At 32.7% G+C, this 20,940-nt stretch carries 15 protein-coding genes; 8 read left to right on the top strand and 7 right to left on the bottom strand.

The features are described 5' to 3' along the window. The first annotated feature begins 92 nt into the window (after positions 1–92). From ACZZ9T_RS11670 to ACZZ9T_RS11650, 5 genes are all read left to right on the top strand, one after another. Complete coding sequence (locus ACZZ9T_RS11670) at positions 93–1,703, top strand: hypothetical protein (protein WP_463442229.1); 1,611 nt, start codon at positions 93–95, stop codon at positions 1,701–1,703. Next, a complete protein-coding gene (locus ACZZ9T_RS11665) occupies positions 1,691–2,548 on the top strand; it encodes a tetratricopeptide repeat protein (protein ID WP_463442228.1) in 858 nt (285 codons plus the stop codon). Before ACZZ9T_RS11670 ends, ACZZ9T_RS11665 begins: the two co-directional genes overlap by 13 nt. A gap of 80 nt (positions 2,549–2,628) precedes the next feature. After that, entirely contained in the window at positions 2,629–3,747 is a 1,119-nt protein-coding gene (locus tag ACZZ9T_RS11660) for a hypothetical protein (protein WP_463442227.1), read from the top strand. 81 nt (positions 3,748–3,828) lie between these two features. Continuing rightward, complete coding sequence (locus ACZZ9T_RS11655; RefSeq protein ID WP_463442226.1) at positions 3,829–4,425, top strand: hypothetical protein; 597 nt, start codon at positions 3,829–3,831, stop codon at positions 4,423–4,425. Positions 4,426–4,430: 5 nt separating this feature from the next. Then, a complete protein-coding gene (locus ACZZ9T_RS11650) occupies positions 4,431–5,060 on the top strand; it encodes an XAC2610-related protein (protein ID WP_463442225.1) in 630 nt (209 codons plus the stop codon). Between the two features lie 566 nt (positions 5,061–5,626). Here the strand turns inward: ACZZ9T_RS11650 and bglX are convergent. From bglX to ACZZ9T_RS11630, 4 genes are all read right to left on the bottom strand, one after another. After that, complete coding sequence (bglX, locus tag ACZZ9T_RS11645) at positions 5,627–7,849, bottom strand: beta-glucosidase BglX (RefSeq protein ID WP_463442224.1); 2,223 nt, start codon at positions 7,847–7,849, stop codon at positions 5,627–5,629. A 142-nt stretch (positions 7,850–7,991) separates the two neighbouring features. Further along, entirely contained in the window at positions 7,992–9,422 is a 1,431-nt protein-coding gene (locus tag ACZZ9T_RS11640; RefSeq protein WP_463442223.1) for a glycoside hydrolase family 30 protein, read from the bottom strand. A 1-nt stretch (position 9,423) separates the two neighbouring features. After that, the gene (locus ACZZ9T_RS11635) at positions 9,424–10,947 is read right to left on the bottom strand and encodes a RagB/SusD family nutrient uptake outer membrane protein (RefSeq protein ID WP_463442222.1); all 1,524 of its coding nucleotides are present in this window, start codon (positions 10,945–10,947) and stop codon (positions 9,424–9,426) included. A gap of 11 nt (positions 10,948–10,958) precedes the next feature. Then, positions 10,959–13,874, bottom strand: a complete 2,916-nt coding sequence (locus ACZZ9T_RS11630; RefSeq protein ID WP_463442221.1) for a SusC/RagA family TonB-linked outer membrane protein — start codon at positions 13,872–13,874, stop codon at positions 10,959–10,961. Positions 13,875–14,050: 176 nt separating this feature from the next. Here ACZZ9T_RS11630 and ACZZ9T_RS11625 point away from each other — a divergent pair, with 176 nt between their 5' ends. From ACZZ9T_RS11625 to ACZZ9T_RS11615, 3 genes are all read left to right on the top strand, one after another. Further along, positions 14,051–15,235 (top strand): MFS transporter, encoded by a 1,185-nt coding sequence (locus ACZZ9T_RS11625; RefSeq protein WP_463442220.1) that lies wholly within the window; start codon positions 14,051–14,053, stop codon positions 15,233–15,235. Positions 15,236–15,257: 22 nt separating this feature from the next. Further along, a complete protein-coding gene (locus ACZZ9T_RS11620; protein WP_463432295.1) occupies positions 15,258–15,998 on the top strand; it encodes an NUDIX hydrolase in 741 nt (246 codons plus the stop codon). Between the two features lie 72 nt (positions 15,999–16,070). After that, positions 16,071–17,249: an acyl-CoA dehydrogenase family protein gene (locus ACZZ9T_RS11615; protein WP_463442219.1), complete on the top strand. Its 1,179-nt coding sequence runs from the start codon at positions 16,071–16,073 to the stop codon at positions 17,247–17,249. Between the two features lie 33 nt (positions 17,250–17,282). Here the strand turns inward: ACZZ9T_RS11615 and ACZZ9T_RS11610 are convergent, their stop codons facing one another. Genes ACZZ9T_RS11610 through ACZZ9T_RS11600 form a run of 3 tightly spaced genes read right to left on the bottom strand, consistent with a single transcriptional unit; the run spans position 17,283 to position 20,922 of the window. Further along, positions 17,283–19,982 carry a PD-(D/E)XK nuclease family protein gene (locus ACZZ9T_RS11610; RefSeq protein ID WP_463442218.1) on the bottom strand — a complete coding sequence of 900 codons (2,700 nt, stop codon included), beginning with the start codon at positions 19,980–19,982 and terminating at the stop codon, positions 17,283–17,285. After that, positions 19,979–20,515 (bottom strand): DUF922 domain-containing protein, encoded by a 537-nt coding sequence (locus tag ACZZ9T_RS11605; RefSeq protein WP_463442217.1) that lies wholly within the window; start codon positions 20,513–20,515, stop codon positions 19,979–19,981. The genes ACZZ9T_RS11610 and ACZZ9T_RS11605 overlap by 4 nt, the downstream gene beginning before the upstream one ends. Then, positions 20,515–20,922 carry a hypothetical protein gene (locus ACZZ9T_RS11600; protein WP_463442216.1) on the bottom strand — a complete coding sequence of 136 codons (408 nt, stop codon included), beginning with the start codon at positions 20,920–20,922 and terminating at the stop codon, positions 20,515–20,517. Before ACZZ9T_RS11600 ends, ACZZ9T_RS11605 begins: the two co-directional genes overlap by 1 nt. Positions 20,923–20,940: the final 18 nt, after the last annotated feature.

Genomic DNA, 20,940 nt, shown 5'->3' with positions numbered 1-20,940 from the left:
GAGAATTAATTATTAAAACAAAAAAGGCCGGACAGCCGAAAATTCTGAAAGTAGATCTTCTGGATGCGAATTATCATAAGGTCACAAAACCCTTGCATTATTTCGACACCCTGATTGCAAAAGCTCAGTGCACAGATATGGAAGGTGAAAAGCTTCATTTTACCCTTTGGGAAGATGATGCCTTAAAAGAGGGACACAACAAAATGAATGAGATCAATAAAATAAATCCGATCCCAATTTCTGCAACCGTAAAAAGAGGTAAGGCAGAAGCAAGGTTCAATATGGCTTTTTATACTCAGGCTTCAATGATTGCCAATATGCAATTGGCCAAAGGTGATAAAAGCGAAGGCAAAAACCATGAATATTACGTAACGGCAGATTATTACGGGAAACTTGAAGCCAGTAATAATGTTAATATTAAAGCAGCTTCTTCTTTGACACCGGTAAGAATGGAAGATATTCTAAAAAAGATAGAAGCAGATCAATTACAAAAGCAGAAAGATACCCAAAAACCAAAAGTAAACAAGCGACCTACTCCACCGCCACCTGCGCCTAAAAAGGACACTTATAAAATACCAGTAACTCCAAAGGCAAAAACTAAAGCTGCTGATCCAAAAGGAAAAATTATAAGTGTTGAGTTTGTAGATTTTATGGGAAAACCTTATAAAAACATGAAGTTTGGAACAAATGTTAAAGTCAAAATTGTTTCTAAAAACATGAAAGGAAAAACCATAAAACTGAACATATGGGAAGATGATATTTCTGATCAGTTGGTTTATGAGCATAATTATATTTTAAGTGGCGATGAAAGCTATGCTACGCTTAATCTTACCAATGATATGCGTACAGAAGGTGATGATTTTAAAGAAGGCAGTGAACAGGAATATTTTTTAGAGATAGAATATGCGGGACAAAGTGTAGATTCTGAGGTTGTTAATGTTAATGATTCAGCACCAAAGATTAAAGTGGAAAGTGGGGTGAGTACTTCGGGAGTTGGGAGAAAGAAGAGAGAGGAGAAAAAAGAGGAAAAAGAATGTAAATGTTGTAGAATTGATGAAGAATACTTCTTTGCAAATTATCAAAAAGAATTTCCAAAACGTGATAAAAAAGGTAATTTATTGCCTATCAAAGAAAATCTTAAAAAAAGTCTTATAAAAGTGTTTAAAGGTATTAGAGAATATTATTCTAAGGAAGAAAAAGATTGTGATATTAGAAAAATTTCTTATATGCTAGCCACAGCAAAACATGAAACTGCACACACATTTAATCCGATAAAAGAATATGGAGGTAAGAGTTATATTGAAGGAATGTATGATCCTGTTTTGGGGAAAAATGAAAAACGCAGAAATATGGCATTGAACAATGAAAATACAGAACAAGGTGATGGAGTGAAATATTGCGGAAGAGGTTTTGTACAACTTACTTGGAAAAAAAATTATAGAAAAATGGGCGAAAAATTCGCTGTGGATTTAATCAATTCTCCGGAAAAAGCTTTAGAACACGATCTCGCAATTAAAATAATGATATATGGGAGCGAAGAAGGCTCATTTACAGGAAAATCACTAAATGATTTTATAAATTCCAATCAAACCGATTTTTACAATGCAAGAAGAGTAATAAATGGAACTGATAAAGCAACTACCATTCAAGAATATGCAGAAAAAATTGAAAAATGTTTAAAAATAAAAAAATGCAAAGATTAAAAACCCTCATATTAATTATACTTTCACTTCAAGCTTGTAATGGAAGTGGACAGATTAAAGAAAAGTCAGATGAGGTTGAAATGGATTCAGAATATACTATTCAATTGATTAATGAAAATTTAATGATAAAATCCGCTGACTCAGTAATAATTTATAATAGTAATAAGCTTATTAGGAATTATGATTTGCTCAACACTTTTTTTTATAAGGGTGAAAGTAATGATTTTTTCCTTTTGTATCAAAATGATGCAAGTACTGTTAAAACACAAATTACTTATCATTTATTTATTAGTAAAAAGGATTTATATTTAATAAGCAAAGAACAAGTTACTCTAAATAAAAGTAATATTTCTATATCAAAAAATTATACAGTTCCAGTAAAAGTAACCAATATGGATTATGAAACATTGGACGAAAAAAATATTATTATGAATAATAAAAGTTCTATTCTTTCAGAAACCAAACTGAAAAACAATGTTTTTTTTCATAATAAGAACGCTTTTGATTTGATATTTAATTATAAACATAATAATTTTTTTATTGACTATCCTGTAAACTTATTCAAAATTGGAACCATCAATTTTCAAGATATAGAGAACAGTAATGACATAGCGTATTATTTAGGAGAAGCTAAAATTTATGATGAAGCAATTTTTATTTTAGAAAACATTATAAAAAAAGAACCCATGCGAGTTGTAGCTTATCTAAATTTAGCAGATGCTTATTGGGGAGTTGAAAATAAGAGCCAAGCCAAAAAAACTTATCAAAAATATATTGATTTGATGAAAATTCAACACAAAGATTTAAATAAAATCCCTAAACATGTTTATGAAAGAATTAAATAAAATTTTAAAATCAAACATGAAGGATATTGCAAGTCCAATAAAGCGCAACTCGTTCTTGAAATAAAAATAGTAGAAGAAAAATGAAACAAATAAATTTATTGTTACTTTCCTTATTATTTAGTTTTGGTAGTTGCCAAAAAAAAGAAGCTACTAATAATAACAAACAAAAAATTGACTTAAAAAATTATTTAAAAATTACAGTAGACAAGGATATAAATCTGTTAATTGGTGAATTAGCCTCTGTCAATGAAAATATTAATGAAGATTTTAAAATTGTAAAAAAAGTTGACACTATATACCTCTCAAAACTATTTTTAGAATCAGATAATATTGATGGTAAGAAACTAATATTAGAAAGTAATCACAATTTTAACATAACTACTAAATATGATGTTGGATATAATTTTTCCGGTGATGAAAAAAAATCAAATTATTTGCCAATAAATTATGTCATACAACAAGATATTTATTCCGATTTAATTATTCCATCTTTTGAAAAAATACACAATGATGACGAATTTAAAAAGTTCGAGAAATTAAACAAACAAAAGATATATGAGGAATCATACAATACTTTCTTAGAATATTATGGAAGTAAGCCTCAAAACGAATTAAAGTCTTGCTGTCTTTCTGATTTTAAAAATTATCAAATCATAAAAAATATGAATCCTAAAAATATTTATCAATTAGATTTGGAAAAAGACTTAATTACGTATCCCAATTATAGATCTATCATTATAAATTTAAAAGACCTTAACACAAATAAAAATTATGTAATTAAGTTTATAAAAGAAGAAAGTAAATTACAAGACGAATCAAATACCATAAATAATACTTTAAATAGTACTCAATTTTCAAGCTGGGAAGGGATTTATTGGCTATATCCATATAATCTTGATAGCCAAAAAATAGGTAATTATTATATAAACATTTCTAATCAAAATAGAGAATTTGGTTTTAGTGGTGATGGTGAATTTAATTATAAAATAAATATCAAAATAGTTGATAATAATAAACTCTATATTTTTAATTCAAATAGCCAATCATCAAAGCCTCTAGCTATTATTTATAAAAATCAAGATAAATACTATTTAAAAAGTGGTCTTATTAAAATTGAACGCTCTGATTTAAAAGAAACACAAAATGGTTACCCTATAAATTGGGCAAGGTCAAGTGATGAGATATCAGATTTCCAATAATAATGCATAGATTAAAAATAGATTCCAATAATCTATATACTATTCCTTGTAATAGATTGAAACTTATAATAATATAATGTTATGAAAAAATCATTGCTATTAAAAATTACATTAATACTTTCATTAGTATTTAATAATTTCAAGTCACAAAAAAATAATTTGGAATATCAAAATGATAACATAATACAAAATCTAGGTATTGGGTTACTTCAAGTTGTGAATTCAAATGAAAAAATTAAACTATATACTGATAATAATTTTACTAAAATAAAAGAAATTAAAATAGGAAGAAATTTTATTCCTATTTTAAATAAACCTGACTATGGTATTCTATTTTTTGTATGTGCTGAAAAAAAATCTAATTATTATAAAATTATTATTTCAAAAAATGATTTTGCATACATAAAATCTTCCCAAAACTTTATATACTACACTTGGGAAAACTTTTTAAAGGATCAGGTTTCAGGCATTGAAAATAAAACTCCAAAAAGTAATCCACCGAGAAGTTTAATAAATGGCAAGCCTGTAAATATGAATTGGAGGAATGACGATGAAATCGAAATTGTTAAAGTTCAAAATTATTGGATTCAAATAAAAAATATTACTCAAAATAAATTATTTTGGATTAAATGGAGAGATGAAAAAGAATTGAAAGTATATTTAAACTTATTAATATAAAACAAATGAAAACAATATTTTCGACATTTATTCTAATTTGTTTTTTAAATTGTGAAAAGACAATCAATTTTAAAATAAAAAAAACAAATGATAAAACAGAAAAAAAAATTAATAGTCCTATTCAAATAAAGCAAAATTATTCATTTTCCTTTTCTGTACTAGAAAAAGATTCTAATAATAAGCCTATAAAGTTGAATATTAAAATTAAACAAAATGATAAAATAATTCAGGAAATAAAATATAAGCCAGGCTTTTGGTCATATAATGATTTTAATCCTATAAATTATTTTAATACAGAATTAAAATTCCAAGAGGGTGTAGAAAACTATCATAATTTTATTACGGCAGACTTTAATTTTGATAATTTGGAAGATTTTGCGATACTTTACGATTCTGGAGGAAATGGAGGTCCGGTATATTCATATTATCTTCAAAATAGAAAAGGGGAATTTAAACAACTTCAAAATTTTCCACTTAATGAAGGATTCTTTCCTAAAGAAATTAATAAAAAAGATAATACTTTGACTCTTGTTGGACCAATTGGCTGCTGTAAAATAGAAACAACTGTTTTCCAATTAAAAAATAATAAGTGGAATATTATTTTATCTAAACAAGAAAACATGAGTAAAGAATAATTCCAAAGACAAGATCTTAAACTTTGAATTTGTAAACTTTGTTCAGTAATCAATTCCCACCGTACAATTTGAAGTTTCTTTTTATGCCAAAGTAAGATCAAATTGTACGGTGGGAAAAACCATAAAACTACATATATGGGAAGATGATATTTCTGATCAATTGGTTTATGAGCATAATTATATTTTAAGTGGCGATGAAAGCTATGCTACGCTTAATCTTACCAATGATATGCGCAAAAAAAAGGTGGCGTCTTAAAGAAACAGTATTTCTTAGAAACTAGAATGCGCAAAGCAAACTCTAGATTAACTAGGCACTCCAAAGCAGTATCGGCGGCACCTTTGGTGCCGCCGATACTTAATAAAAATGTTAATATGATGTTATAAAATTACGGTCTTTATAGAGTGCGCAGGTGCTTTTATATTTTAGCTCATCCAAATGGCAGGTTATGTTCTGCGACCTTTCGGAAGTTTAGCAAGAAACTCAATTGTTCTGTATTGAAAAGAAATTTTCCTTTGGTTAAAAAAAAACAGAAGGGATTACGCTCGTTTTGAAAAAACTAATCATGTTATTTTTCCCAATTAATTCTTTTTGTCTCAACATTTTGAGAATCGGTTCCCACCATAATGTCAAATTCTCCGGATTCCCAGTCATAATTTAATGAGTCGTCATAGAATTTTAAGTTCTCCGGAGTTAAATTGAATTTGATGGTTTTAGTTTCTCCCTTTTTTATAAATACTTTTTGAAAAGCTTTCAATTCTTTCACAGGTCTCACCACTTTTCCTGCCCAATCTCTGATGTACAATTGCACCACTTCTTCCCCATCGTAATTTCCAGTATTAGAAACATTTACACTGATATTTAAAGTCTGATTACCTTTAAGACTGGTCGAACTCAGATTCATGTCCGAGTATTTGAACTGAGTGTAACTTAAACCATAACCAAATGGAAATTTGGGATCATTATCCAGATCAATGTAAGCTGAAACATAGTTTCTGTCTGTCTTATTTTTCGCCGGTCTTCCGGTGTTGTAATGATTGTAATAAATTGGAATCTGTCCTTCTGCTCTTGGGAATGTCATTGGCAATTTTCCACCCGGATTAACTGCTCCAAAAAGAACATCGGCAATAGAATTCCCTGCTTCAGTTCCCAACCACCAAGTGTAAACAATCGTAGAAATATTGTCTGCTGCCCAGTCGAAAACCAAAGGTCTTCCTGCATTGATCATCAGAACAATCGGCTTTCCTGTTTTTGCAATTTCTTTCAACAGATCTTCCTGAACGCCTGAAAAATGAAGGTTACTTCTGCTTTTCGCTTCACCACTCATGGCATGACCCTCGCCTAAAGTCATGATCACAATATCAGCTTTTTTTGCCGTTTCGATGGCTTCAGCAAACATAGATTTGTCCTGATCATCAATATTCGCACCTTTTGCATATAATAAAGTTGAATTGTTATCCAATTGATTTTTAATTCCATCAAACTGAGTGACGATTCTTTGATCATCATCTTTAAAGGCAACTGACCAAAAGCCATGATTCGCAACAGTTTCTTTTCCGAAAGGCCCAATCAGAGCAACCGTTTTAGTGGTTTTTGAAAGCGGAAGAATATTTTTTTCATTCTTCAGTAAAACAATACTTTTTGAACCAAATTCTCTTCCGAATTTCCTGTTTTCCCGATTGTTAAGTTGCTCTTTCTGTCTTTTTTCACTGCTGAACCGATAAGGGTCATCGAATAATCCCATCTCGAATTTTTTAACCAAAATTCTTCTTGCGGCATCATCGATTAATTTAGGATCAACCTTTCCTTCTTTCACTAATTTAGGAAGTTCAGCCATATACGCACGACTTTCCATATCCATATCACTTCCGGCAATGATTGCTTTTTCGGCAGCTTCTCTGTTGTCTTTTGCATAACCATGAGGAACCATTTCACCGATACTTCCCCAATCTGAAACCACAAAACCCTGATAGTTCCATTGACTTTTTAAAAGATCTCTTAAAATATATTTGTTAGCCGTTGCGGGAATTCCATTGATATCGTTAAATGAATTCATAAAAGTAGCAACACCAGCTTCTGCAGCCGCTTTGAAAGGTGGCAAATAGGTCTCATGGAGCTGTCTCATACTCATGTCGACAGAGTTGTAATCTCTCCCGCCTACTGCTGCTCCGTACGCTGCAAAATGTTTAGCACAAGCCATTATTGCATCAAGATTCCCTAAACCTTTTCCCTGAAAACCTTTAATTCTTGCTAAACCGATTTGTGTTCCCAGATACGTCTCTTCACCAGAACCCTCCATCACTCTACCCCATCTCGGATCTCTCGCAATATCTACCATGGGCGCAAAAGTCCAGTGAATTCCGTACGCAGATGCTTCGGTTGCAGCAATTCTTTCGGATTTTTCAATTAATCCTAAATCCCAACTTGCAGCCTGACCCAAATTAACCGGAAATGTTGTTCTGTAACCATGAATCACGTCCTGTCCGAACAATAAAGGAATTTTTAACCTTGATTGTAAAGCTAATTCCTGAAATTTTCTGGTTTCTTCTGCTCCTGCTACATTAAGCATTGATCCCACTTTTCCTTGTTTTATTTCATTCAAAACATTTGCAGAATTGGAATTTTGCGGACCCGTTGCATATTCAAAACCACTGTATTGAACGAGCTGTCCAACCTTTTCTTCTAAAGTCATTTTAGATAATAACTCAGAAACTTTTTGGTCAATGGTCTTTTGTCCGAAAGAATTGAACCCAAATATTGTAAATGCAAGTATGAAATAAAGTTTTTTCATTTTTTAATTGATTTTTAAGCTGCTCAGTAAATTTAAAGACAAAGTGTACAAAGTTTTTAAAAAACTTACTGCTTTTAGGTTACAAGTTGCTGTCTCACTTATAAAGTCTACAATTATTTTATGACAAATTAAGTATACTAATTTAAAAAATATAAGTTGCAACCGAACTTGCCGAAATATTTATTGGCACTGCTTTGCTGTTGTATTTAATATTGAAATTTTCATCAGTTTTGCTGTAATTCTGAACAATTAAAACCGTTTTTCCTTTTGGAGTTTTGAATGCAACTGTTGAAAGTTTGTCGGTCTGTGTAGAAGAGATTCTTTGAGAATTTGCAGGAACAAATTTTGAAGCATGGGCAATGATATAATACGCAACATTTCTTGTGAAATTCTCTCTGTCTGAAACCGTTATTGCACCCTTGCATTCTGTACAACCTCCGTCTGTGTGAGGTTCGAATTTGGGATCATTGGCTAAGTTCCATTCCAGTGCAATTTTGCTCCAGTTTCTCATAGATCCGATGATTACGTTTTTGGTATGCCAGTTTAAATCTTCATTAAACGTACCTTTTGCACCCGTCCATTGTTCTGTAAAATATAAGTTTTTATCTGGAAAAGCATTGTGAACAGTACTCAAAGATGAAATATCACCTTCATATAAATGAAAAGCTGAACCGTCGATATATTGATTGGCTTCAGCATCATTCAAAATATTGATGGCATATTCAGGCTTATTACAATTGTGATCGTAAACAACAATTTTAGTTTTAATCTGATTAGATTTAAAAGCAGGTCCTAAACTTTGTTTAATGAAATCTCTCTGATGATCAGAAATCATGAGCAAACTCGGATTATTTCCCGGGTGCAATGGTTCATTTTGAGGAGTGATTGCATAAATAGTGATCCCTTCTTTCTGCATTCCCTGAATATACTTTACGAAATATTTTGCGTAAACATCGTAATATTCCGGTTTTAAACTTCCACCAATTGATTGATTATTATCTTTCATCCAAACTGGTGGCGACCAAGGTGCTGCAATGATTTTTATTTTCGGATTGATTGCTAAAATTTCTTTTAACATCGCAATCAAATCTTTATCTCTTGCCAAACTAAATTTTGAAAGTGAGAGATCGGTTTGTCCTTCCGGTAAATCATCGTAAGAAAAGACTTCGCTGTCCAAATCTGATGCTCCGATGCTTAATCTTAAATAACTAATGGAGACAGAATTTTCATCTTTCCCGAAAAGTTCGTGCAACAAAGCTTTTCTTTTTGAGGGAGAAAGACGATTAATCACTTCAACACTTCCTCCGGTTAATGTAAAACCAAAACCATCAATATATTGAAACTTTTGAGTGTCATCAATTTCAATATATTGAACGTTATTGGAATTATTTACAAAACTAATAGAATTTTGCTGTTGTAATTTTACGCTTTCATCACCTTTCGTTAGCCAAATGTGAACTTTATTTTCAGTATTTGAAAAAGTTTTGCATGATGATAAAGAAAAAAGTACCACACCGCCGAATAGCAGTGCAGTACTCTTTAAAAAGAAACTATATGATTTTTTAAACTTCATGTTAGTTATAACCCGGGTTTTGTTTTAAAGCAGTTCCTGTAAGTTCAGTTAAAGGGATTGGTAAAATTTCATTTTTACCGGCTGTAAAACCTCTGGATCCTAAAACTGCTGGTGCATCTCCCCATCGCACCAAATCAAACCAACGGTGTCCTTCACCAATAAATTCTCTTCTTCTTTCATCTTTAATCGCCTGAATAGATACAGGCACAGACGCTAAACCTACTCTGGCTCTCACTGCATCAAGTAATGCCTGAGCTCTTGCTCCACTTCCGTTTAATGCTTCTGCTTCCATTAAATAGGTGTCTGCAAGCCTTATTAAAATATAATTTTTTCGATAATTTAATTCACCTGCACCGGGAAGTGTGGTTACTTCATTTTTCGTTGGCATATATTTTTTTAAGAAATATCCAGAATCCATATATGCCGGAGAATAATCAATATATTCTTGTTGCTTTAAAGATTTGGCATTAAAAATACTTGCATCCAATCGAGGATCACCCTGCATAAAATTAAATAGATTTTCTGTGATGGGATTGAACGCCCAACCTGCAATATAATCAGGAGCTGCAACGTTTTTTCTATTGTATGATCTTATTGCTGTCATAATACAAATAGAATTGCCTTCATCAGCACCTTGTCCCCAAAAACTCCAGTCAGAATTTCCCAAATTCGTATGATTGACCTCGATGATTGATTCTGTGGTGAATTTATTTTCAGTATTCCAAAGTGTTGCAAAATTTGCTACCAATTTGTATCCATATTGACTAGTACTGCCGGGAGTTCCGTTTACATCTGCAAACTGAGCTGCTGCTTCACTTTTTTTATTCTGATACAAATATATCTTACCAAGCAATGCTTTCGCCGCACCCTGCGTCATACGTCCTTTCTGGTCAGCAGATGCTACAACAGGAAGATTAGGAATTGCACTTAGTAAATCAGCTTCCATTTGCGCATAAACTGCAGTTGGAGCTGCCTGTGGAACATTATAATAATCATCCGTAGCCTTGAATGGTTCCAGGATAAGCGGAATGTTTTTGAACATCTTTAAAAGTTCAAAATAATACAATGCTCTTAATGTTTTTGATTCTGCAACAAATCTATTTTTTGTAGCATCACTCATATCAGCAAGCGGAACTTTCTGGATTAAAACATTTGTTCTTGAAATTCCCTGATAATAATCTCGCCAATAAGTTGCAGGCATCACTGTAGAGTTTATCGTATAGTTTGACAGACCTTGTATTCCTGCGCCATCTGTAGAGCTTCCACCTCCGGCGTAAAAATCATCTGAACCTGCATTGAAAAAAGTAACCATATTTTCAAAGCCTCCTGCATATTTTCTCATCCCGTCATAAGCTCCTACGAGAGCGAAAAAACATTCTTTTTCATTTCTGAAAAAATTTTCTGTTTCGAAAGCACCTTCATATTCTACATCTTCGATATTGCTATTGGTACACGCAGTATTGGTAAATGCCACTCCTAATAGAAGTGAGGCAGCAAAAGTTATTTTATAAAAATTATTTTTCATTTTATTATTATTTAGAAAGTGATATTTGCTCCAAAAAGAAAAGATCTTGCCTGTGGATAAAAAGCTCTGTCGATACCAAAACTGTCTCCGGCTGCGATCTCAGGATCATAACCTGTATATTTTGTAAAAGTAAAAAGGTTTTCTGCCGTCAAATAAAAACGAACCTTACTTGCTCCAAAATTTTCTGTGACATTCTGCGGTAAAGTATATCCTATCTGAACCAATTTTAGTCTTACGTAATCGCCTTTTTGCAGATAATAGTTTGACATTCTGGAATAATTTTTATTAGCATCATCCCTGGTCAAACGCGGATTATCGTTGGTTGATCCCTCACCTGTCCATCTATCAAGAATTGTGGTTTGATAATTGGCATCAAGCATATCTAATCTCCTCAGACCCTGAAAAATTTTATTTCCTGCCACACCTTGAGCAAAAGCCATAAAATCCCAGTTTTTGTAATTTATATTTGCAGTTAAGCCAAACGTGTATTTAGGAATTGAACTACCTAAATTTACCTTATCTAAATCGCTAATTTGACCATCTCCATTAGAATCTGCCCAAATGAAGTCTCCCGGTTTAGCATTAGGTAAAATTTTCTGTCCATTACCAGTCACGTAAGAATCAATTTGAGCTTGATTTTGAAATACTCCTAATGTCTGAAAACCGTAAAAAGAATTGTAAGCATCGCCTACCTGAATTCTTTGAATAGGTCCCATTGATTGGAAACCTGGACCGTCAAGATATTCTTTTCCTCTCTCTAAGCTTGTAACAGTATTTTTTAAGTATGCAAAGTTACCGTTAAAAGAAACTCCAAAATCTTCCCAGTTTTTCTTATATCCCAATTCTACTTCAACCCCTTCGTTTTCCATATCTCCAATATTGGCAGTCGGAGCATTTGTAACTCCTACGTAGCCAGGAATAAAAATCTCTCTGAGGATATCTGAAGTCTTTTTCTTATAATAATCTACAGTTAGATTAAAATTATTAAATAACTTCATATCTGCAGCGATGTTCAACTGAGATGTGGTTTCCCATTTTAGATTTGGATTTTCTAGCGTATTGGGTATGTATCCCGGATAAATAACTTCTTGACCTGAAGCATTAATAAATGTATAGTTGGCTCCAGAAACGTAGAAACTAGCAAACTTAAAATCACCAATTCCGTCATTTCCTAATACACCATATCCACCTCTAAGCTTTAAAGTATTTACAACAGAATTTTGTGGCCAAAAAGTCTCATTATTAACATTCCACCCTACTGAAAAAGCCGGGAAAGTACCCCAATGATTATTTGCTCCAAATTTTGAAGAACCGTCTCTTCTAACTGTCCCAGTGAACAAATACTTGTTATCATAATCATATATAACTCTTCCAAAATATGAAGTTTTATGAGTATTTATATAATCCCATGCATTGGTATTTCGTTTATTTGGCGCAACAAAAAAGTTAAACGATGCATCCTGCCAATTATTAACCGGAAGATCAGTATGAGTAACAGTTTGCCCGAATCCAATATTATATTCGTAATAGCCGTTTCCTAGTAATGCGTTGATACTGTGCTTGCCGAATTTATTTTGATAATTAATTGTATTTTCAGAACTCCACTCAAACTTTTGCTGCGTAGTTCTGCTCAGACTGTTTACACTTAAATTGGTGTAGTTCGGATTCAGATAAAATAATGGTGTGAAATTTTTGCTTCCCCAATAAGCTTTCTTACCGTTTAATGATGGTTTAAAAGTGAAATTTTTCAAAAACTTCACTTCTGCATATACATTTGCCACAAAATCATCAGACCAACTTTTATTTCCTTGTTGTGTATATTTAAATGCCATTGGGTTTGACATTTCCTGATTTACATAGTGTGATATACCATAAGGATTTCCATTTGGATCTCTGATTATGTATGGATTCGAATAATCATTCGGAAATGGTTGTGATGCAATATTATCCACAAGTACAGGCGTTGTTGGATCTAAATTTACGGCTGAGCTAAGCGGTCCGCCAAATTCACCATTAGCATTGATCCCCTGGTTTTTTATATTGGTATAGGCAAAAGTTTGACCTAATGTTAACCAATCTGTTACTTTGTGCGTAGAATTGAGACGGCCTGTAAGTCTTTTATAAAAAGATATATCGCTGAGTACAATACCTGTTTGATCAAAATAACCAAATGAAGCATAAAAAGTAGACTTGTCACTTCCTCCATTTATACTTACTTCATGATTTGATCTTGTTGCATTATTAAAAATTACATCCTGCCAATCGGTTCCTGTGCCTAAACTTGCAGGATCACTGTAGCGTGGTGCTTTGCCGTCATTAATGAAACCTTCATTAATAATTGATGCATATTGACTTGCATTCAGCAAGTCAAGTTTTTTTGCAGCACTTCCAAAACCATAAAAACCGTTATAAGATAAATTGAGTTTACCTTTTCTGCCTTTTTTAGTGGTAACAAGAATAACTCCTCTTGCTGCTGAAACTCCATAGATAGCTGATGATGCTCCGTCTTTCAGCACTTCAATACTTTCTATATCTGATTGGTTAAGCCAGCCAATTCCGTCTACGACTATACCATCTACAACCCATAGCGGATCATTGCTTGATGAGTAGCTGGTTATCCCTCTTACACGAATCGTTGCAGCTGAGCCTGGCTGACCAGAATTTGTAATTACATTTACCCCTGCAGCACGACCTTGCAAAACCTGCTCTGGTCTTCCGGCTGGGATATCTTCAATGTCTGAAGCCTTGATACTTGATATCGCTCCGGTTACATTACTCTTCTTCTGAGTACCGTAACCGATCATTACTACCTCCTCGATCTTTTGTTCTTTTTGAACAGTATCCGTAGGTGTAGTTTGTGCAGTGAAATTTGCAGTGAAATACAGTACCGCAATTGCCCCTAAACTTCTTGATATTTTTACATTCATATACAGTTAGTTTTTTAATTCTCAAATTGAGACAATAAAAATATATTTTTTTTTGAATAATTAACATTTATTTAATAATTATTTTAATATTTCCACTATTTTTGGGGTCTCAAAGACATAAAGAGATGGTCATATTTAGTTAAAATTCACAAAAAACTTATGAAAAATTTCCCCAAATGAGTGTTAAGCATCCGAATATTTCTCTTCCGCTGAAGCTTACCTTCCTTGTTTTCTCTATGGTTTTAAACTGTATGGGAATTGTAATTTTGCAACTTTCTGAACAGAAAATAACCTATGATAAGCTGGGATTTTTAGAGTCGTTTAAAGATCTGCCAATTGCTATATTTTCACTTTTTGCAGTCAACTTCATCAGCAGATTCGGGACAAAAAAATCATTGATATTTGCTTTAATAATGGTAGGAATTTGTTCATTATTTTTACCTTTTGTTGAAATGTTCTGGTTTTTTAAATTATGGTTTGCAATTATCGGAACCTGTTTTGCGATTGGAAAAATATGTGTCTATGGAATTATCAGAAATAATATGACCGAAGAAAAATCATTAGCCAAAACCATGAACAGCGTAGAAGCATCATTCATGATTGGTATTTTTGCAGTGAACACAGGTTTTGGTTGGCTTATTTCCAGTCAGTACGGTGCATACTGGAAGTTTGGATTCATGTCTATTTCTTTAATTTCTTTTTACACAGCATACCTGTTTATTAAATCTAAAATTATTGAACCCGAAAGCAAAAGCAACAGAATCTTCCCCGATTTATCAGGTTTTGGAAAAACGCCTTTTATTTTGTTTTTTGCCGTGAGTTTTTTCATCATTTTCATAGAACAAAGTTTTAATTCCTGGCTTCCGGCATTTTACAAAGACCACTTGAAAGTCAATTCATTTTTCGCACTTCAGGCTTCCTCATTTTTAGCATTATTTTCTTTTACAGGAAGAACAATCACTTCCAAGATTATTCAGAGATTTCCTTTATCCGGATATTTTATGACCTGTGTGTTTCTGATCATATTTTTACTGATCATTATTTCGACAATTCAGTTTTACTTTGTAGAAAATGCGAAAGTTCTGTTATTTCTTTTTCCGGTCATCGGTTTGTTCTTATCCCCTCTATATCCGGTAATTAACTCAAAAATGATTGCGAAAATTGATAAAGATAAAATCAATACTTTTACTTCTCTCATAGTAATTGTATCTTCAGTAAGCAGTTCAATCAACTCCATAACTATTTCATTATTATTTAGAAATCAAATACTTACCTATTATTCATTATATATTTTAGGAGCAGTGATTATGGTATCTGTATTGGCATATTGTTATTTTAAACTTAGTATTCATAAAATTTAAAAAATAATTTTATTTTTACTGCATGAAAACTGACCATAACAGAAACATAGAAACCTTAAAACAACTTGTAGAGAGCAAAGACTTTATCCCAAACCTCTCGGTAGATTGTACAATTTTTGGTTTTCATGATAATATTCTTAAAGTTTTGTTGCTTAAATATCATGATCTCGATTTATGGTCGCTTCCTGGTGGTTTCGTTTTTATTGATGAAGATCTCAGAGAAGCTGCAGATCGTGTTTTATACGAAAGAACCCATTTAAAGGGTCTTTTTCTGGAGCAGTTTCATACATTTGGAAGATTAAATCGTACAGAAAATAACGTTCACAAAACTTTAATTAAAAATAAAGGTCTTGACGTTCCAAAAGATCACTGGATTCTTCAGAGATTCATCACCGTAGGATATTGCAGTCTGATTGATTTTTCATTAGCTAACACATTTCCTGATGCTTTTAACGAAACCTGTGCCTGGTTTGAAGTGGGCAAACTTCCAAATATGGCATTTGATCATGACAGAGTAATTACAGAAGGTCTTGAATATTTGCGTAAAAACATTGATACTCAGATCGCTGCGAGCAATCTTTTGCCAGAGAAATTTACCATGAAAGATTTACAATCGCTTTATGAAACAATCTTGGGCGAAAAATTCAGACGCAATAATTTTCAGCGTAAAATACTGAGCATGAATTCACTGGAAAGAATGGAAAAACTATTCGATGGTTCTGCCAACAAAGCGCCTTACCTCTACAAATTTATTAAAAAGTAGTGTTTGATATTTTTCTTAAAAAATTTTTCCCAGACAATCTGAAAAGTATTATTTTTAGGAAAATTAAATTACATGTCATATTATCCTCTTACAAGCATTCCCGATTATTTCGGAATCGATGCTTTACTTACCGAAGAACACAAGCTTATCCGTCAGTCTGTAAGAGATTGGGTAGAAAGTTTTGTCATGCCCAATATTGATGAGGCTGCTCAAAATCATACCGATTTACCAAACTTGATGAAAGAATTGGGTAAAATCGGAGCTTTAGGACCTTATATTCCTGAAGAATATGGCGGTTCCGGACTTGATCAGATTTCTTACGGTTTGATTATGCAGGAATTGGAAAGAGGAGATTCTGCCGTACGTTCTGCAGCTTCGGTACAGAGTTCACTGGTTATGTTTCCTATCAACGAATTTGGTTCTGAAGAACAAAAAAGAAAATATTTACCCAAATTAGCTTCCGGCGAAATGATTGGTTCTTTCGGGTTGACCGAACCTAATCATGGTTCAGATCCTAGTTCTATGGAGTCTCAGTTTAAAGATATGGGAGATCATTATCTTCTGAATGGTGCCAAAATGTGGATTACCAATTCGCCTCTTTGCGATATTGCTGTGATTTGGGCTAAAAATGAAGATGGAAAAGTTCAGGGGCTGATTGTTGAAAGAGATATGGAAGGATTTACTACCCCAGAAACTCATAATAAATGGAGCTTACGAGCTTCTAAAACAGGTGAATTGGTTTTTAATAATGTAAAAGTTCCTAAAGAAAACCTACTTCCGGGAGTTACAGGATTAAAAGGACCATTATCTTGTTTAAATTCTGCTCGATATGGAATTTCCTGGGGCGTAATTGGTGCTGCGATTGATTGCTATTGTACAGCAGTTCAGTATTCTAAGGAAAGAAAACAATTTGGTAAACCTATCGGTGCATTTCAGCTACAGCAGAAAAAACTGGCTGAATTTTTAACTGAAATTACAAAAGCTCAATTGCTTTGCCTTCAATTAGGAACATTGAAAAATGACCACAAAGCAACACCGGCTCAAATTTCTATGGCAAAAAGAAACAATGTAAAAATGGCGATTGACATTGCAAGAGAATCTCGTCAGATTCTTGGCGGAATGGGAATCATGGGTGAATTCCCGATGATGAGACACGCTGCAAACTTAGAGTCAGTGATTACCTACGAAGGAACACATGATGTTCATCTACTGATTACAGGTTTAGATATTACAGGCTTTAATGCTTTTTAAATAAATGAAAGTCCGGTGTATAACCGGACTTTTTTAATAATTATACATTTTTATTTTTTCGGTAAAACTGATTTCCGGATTTAGAATTTGCATGATCAGACTTTTTACCGATTGCATCGCATCATCGAGATTTCCCTGAGCAAATTCTAAAGAGGCAACACCTTTTTTGGCATCGGCAAAACTCCAGATTCCCGTTTCAATCGGGAAGCCCCAAAATTCCGGCAAACTTTGAACGACATATTGATAAATACAAAGCTGTAAAGCCTGTTTTCGATCATCTTTATGAAAGTAATTTTCCATATTTTCAGCGTCGATTTTAACCGTTAAATTTTTGATTTTTGCCGTTTTATAATCAATAATTCTTACAGTTCCGTTCAGTCGGTCAATTCGGTCTATAAATCCGAAGAAAGAAACTTTGTCTTTTTTAGTTTCATCCAAATAGAAATCTACATTTTCAAATCTTCTTTCAATATCAATGATTTCTAAAGAACTGCCTTGTTTTATTAATTCCAGATCCTGATTCAAAATATTTTCAACTACTTTTTTTGCAATAGCTTTATGAATGAAATTCATTCCTTTATTATAAAATTCAGGTTGGTGTTTTAGCTTTTCAATAGCGATATTTATATATTCATCTATTTGTTGAATTGATTTTTCTAAATCTTTTGTTTTTAATACTTTACCTTTAATAACTTCATATATCTCTTGAAGAGTGTAATGTACAAGATTTCCATAATTTCTTATGGAGAGTTCTTCTTCTATTTCGTCCGTTTCTGAAGTATTTAAAATTTTAGATATATAAAAATCGATCGGATTATAGAGGTAACTCGTGAGGTGAGAAGCAGAAACTCTTTCTTTCCACTTTTCCAGCTGTTCCATGACGATTGCTGTTTTTGCAATTTCGATGGGCTGACTAGAAATTGGTTCAGAGGTATTTTCCACAATCAAATGTTCGATATCGTGATTGCTTTCCATTTCAATTTGTGTGATGAAACGACTTTTTTCACCCGTATTTATACCAGAACTTAAAGCATTGAAAAGCAAATGAACATTCTTCGCATCCTGAATCAAACGATAAAAATGGTATGCGTAAATACTGTCATTTTCTAAAAAAGTGTGCAGATCAAAATGTTTTCTGATATCAAAAGGAATGTAAGTATTTTGTGAGTTTCCCAAAGGCAATTTACCTTCGTTTACAGAAAGCAAAATCACGTTTTCGAAGTTGAGCAAACGTGTTTCCAGAAGGCCCATAACCTGAAGTCCTTTCAACGGCTCACCCTGAAAATCGATACTTTCTGTATTGATGTGCTGATTGATCAGAATCTCTAAAGTATCCATTTTTATTTCAAAACCATAAGGTGTAATTTGGTTTTTTATAATCTTAAATGCATTTTCGAAGTGAGACACGTTTTCATACTGTATATCATCGAGTTGCATCCATTTGATTTGCTGACAGTATTCAATTAAAATATCTAAAAAGTGATAACCGGAATTTGCTTTTTGAAGAAGATTAAAATAGGACAGATCATTCAATAATTCGTACAGAAGATTTGACGAAATGTAGACGATATTTCTTTCTTCAATATTAGATTTAAATTCATTGATGACCTTTTCATCACCGTCCGTTTTAGGAAGTTCTTCGAGAATCGGAAAGATGTCCCGGTAATAATAGGAAGATTTATTTTTTTCTAATTGTTTCTGAAGATAAAAAAGCTGTTTAACCGCATTTGAAAAGGAAAGATTTTTCAAAGGAAAACCCATCGTAATATTCAGGTTTTCAACGTCATGCATCACATCCAAACTTGCAGGCAAAAGATTTTCATCCAGAAGAACAACCGCAGTATTTGTAAATGTTTTATTGTCAATATCTTTGAAAAGATCGGGAAGAACTTTCGTTTGCGTAACATTTCCTGAAACTTCGTAGATTTTAATATTTTTCGGTTGATTAAAATCATTTTCAATCCAGTGAAAAGATCTGCTGTCATTGAATTCTTTCCACATTTTATGATTTCGGAGAAACTTTCCTGCTTCCTGCCTTTCATCATCAAAATAGTAATGATCTGCCTGGAAAAAACATTGTGCTTTATCCCATTGCAAGAGGTTTCTGACTAATTTTTCTTCAACCGGCGTGAAAGCATTAAATCCACAAAAAACAAACTGCTTATCCGTATTTTTTGTAAAATCCACGATTTTTGCCTTCGCAGATTCATGAATCATTCCCGGAGTTGCCCAGTTTCTGTCTTTTAATTTTTGTTTTAAAACGGGGAGAAAAATATTCATATTTCTCCAGAAATTCAGAAACTTTTTTCTGGGAACTTCTTCTTCATCACCCAAATCCTGAGCCCAGTCTTTGATTCTTTCTTCATCAAACATATATTGCAACACTGCTGTATCACTTTCTGAAAATTTCAGAATATCATCCCAGTCTTTTTGAAGTGTAGGAAACCACTTTAAAAATTCGGCAAAATCATCGTTGGGAATCAAATTTAGACTTTTGTAAACATCAAATGCAAAAAGCCATAAAGCGATCCCTTGAATAATCTGTTGATCAACAATATCAACGATCAGTTCTTCAATCGTAACAAAATTTGGAAGAAATCCGGAATAATTATTCTCTTCTAAAATCTGCCTGATAAAAACAATAGGTCTTTTACCGGGCAAAACAATATTAAACTGAGATAAATCTGCACTTTGCGACAGTAATTCATCAATGATTTTATTGAGAAATTTCAACGCTTTTGATAGTTTTTTAATTGTTCCAGATCATTCGAAATCAAAGCATCATATTCGGCTTGTTTTTCTTTATTCATGCCATGTTCCGTAACTCCGTCGTACAGTACCTGAAAATTTCTGTAATCTTTAACGATCCGATTGTATATTGTCTGAAAATACTTATCGTAATCTTTTGTGGTCTTTATTTTTTCAGCAACTTCTTTTCTGATTTTTCTGGCATAAATCTCTGCAATATCAAAATGTTTCTGCTCATGGTTCAGAATATAGTCATTAATTCTTTTGTCGTCCTTCCAGGATTTATCTTCATTGAAAATGGTTTCAACGGTTACTTTCGCTGCACCTTTCGGATCTGAAGATTTTACTACAGAATAAGCCCAACCGCAATGCGTATAAGCAACAATATCTTTTCCGTGCTGGCTATTAATTTTACTTTTAAAATTACTCCAGACCAACTTACCATCTTCCTTCCACTCTATTCGCTGACTCCATAAGCAATTGGAAATCAATAGAAAAACTATTAGCGCATATTTCATTATTCTACAACAATTGTTTTGGTAATCCAGGTATTATCACCATTCCAAAATTTAAAAGTATATGTTCCTGTTTGCTGCGGACTAAAATTAATCTGATTGGCAGAAACATAGTTGGCTTCTGTGCAGGATCCGTTCGTATGATATTGATATGCAGTTACCTCTCTGGAAAAATTACCGGAATGAATATAATCATATCCGTAAAATCCCTGACATTTTGAAGCATACTTAGAATAAGTTCTGATGCTTTGAACACTCATAACAGACATCGTATCATTAACAATTTTTACACTGTCAATTTTAATTTTATCTGCAAATTCAATAGTTTCGTAATCATCATCATCTTTACATGAAGTGAAAATTGCGGGAAGAGTGACGATCAGAAAACTCAATTTTAAGATAGATTTCATGCCTTTGAATTTAGAAAT

The organism is Chryseobacterium sp. AC417, assembly GCF_979258215.1.
The sequence above is the reverse complement of the archived record's forward strand: the minus strand, read 5'-3'. Positions and strand labels throughout refer to the sequence as shown.

Excerpts from the sequence above, each read along its gene's own strand:
- ACZZ9T_RS11650 (WP_463442225.1), top strand. The coding sequence starts at position 4,431 with ATGAAAACAATATTTTCGACATTTATTCTAATTTGTTTTTTAAATTGT.
- ACZZ9T_RS11605 (WP_463442217.1), bottom strand. The coding sequence starts at position 20,515 with ATGAAATATGCGCTAATAGTTTTTCTATTGATTTCCAATTGCTTATGG.
- ACZZ9T_RS11620 (WP_463432295.1), top strand. The coding sequence starts at position 15,258 with ATGAAAACTGACCATAACAGAAACATAGAAACCTTAAAACAACTTGTA.
- ACZZ9T_RS11640 (WP_463442223.1), bottom strand. The coding sequence starts at position 9,422 with ATGAAGTTTAAAAAATCATATAGTTTCTTTTTAAAGAGTACTGCACTG.
- ACZZ9T_RS11625 (WP_463442220.1), top strand. The coding sequence starts at position 14,051 with ATGAGTGTTAAGCATCCGAATATTTCTCTTCCGCTGAAGCTTACCTTC.
- ACZZ9T_RS11635 (WP_463442222.1), bottom strand. The coding sequence starts at position 10,947 with ATGAAAAATAATTTTTATAAAATAACTTTTGCTGCCTCACTTCTATTA.
- bglX (WP_463442224.1), bottom strand. The coding sequence starts at position 7,849 with ATGAAAAAACTTTATTTCATACTTGCATTTACAATATTTGGGTTCAAT.
- ACZZ9T_RS11655 (WP_463442226.1), top strand. The coding sequence starts at position 3,829 with ATGAAAAAATCATTGCTATTAAAAATTACATTAATACTTTCATTAGTA.
- ACZZ9T_RS11600 (WP_463442216.1), bottom strand. The coding sequence starts at position 20,922 with ATGAAATCTATCTTAAAATTGAGTTTTCTGATCGTCACTCTTCCCGCA.
- ACZZ9T_RS11615 (WP_463442219.1), top strand. The coding sequence starts at position 16,071 with ATGTCATATTATCCTCTTACAAGCATTCCCGATTATTTCGGAATCGAT.
- ACZZ9T_RS11665 (WP_463442228.1), top strand. The coding sequence starts at position 1,691 with ATGCAAAGATTAAAAACCCTCATATTAATTATACTTTCACTTCAAGCT.
- ACZZ9T_RS11630 (WP_463442221.1), bottom strand. The coding sequence starts at position 13,874 with ATGAATGTAAAAATATCAAGAAGTTTAGGGGCAATTGCGGTACTGTAT.
- ACZZ9T_RS11660 (WP_463442227.1), top strand. The coding sequence starts at position 2,629 with ATGAAACAAATAAATTTATTGTTACTTTCCTTATTATTTAGTTTTGGT.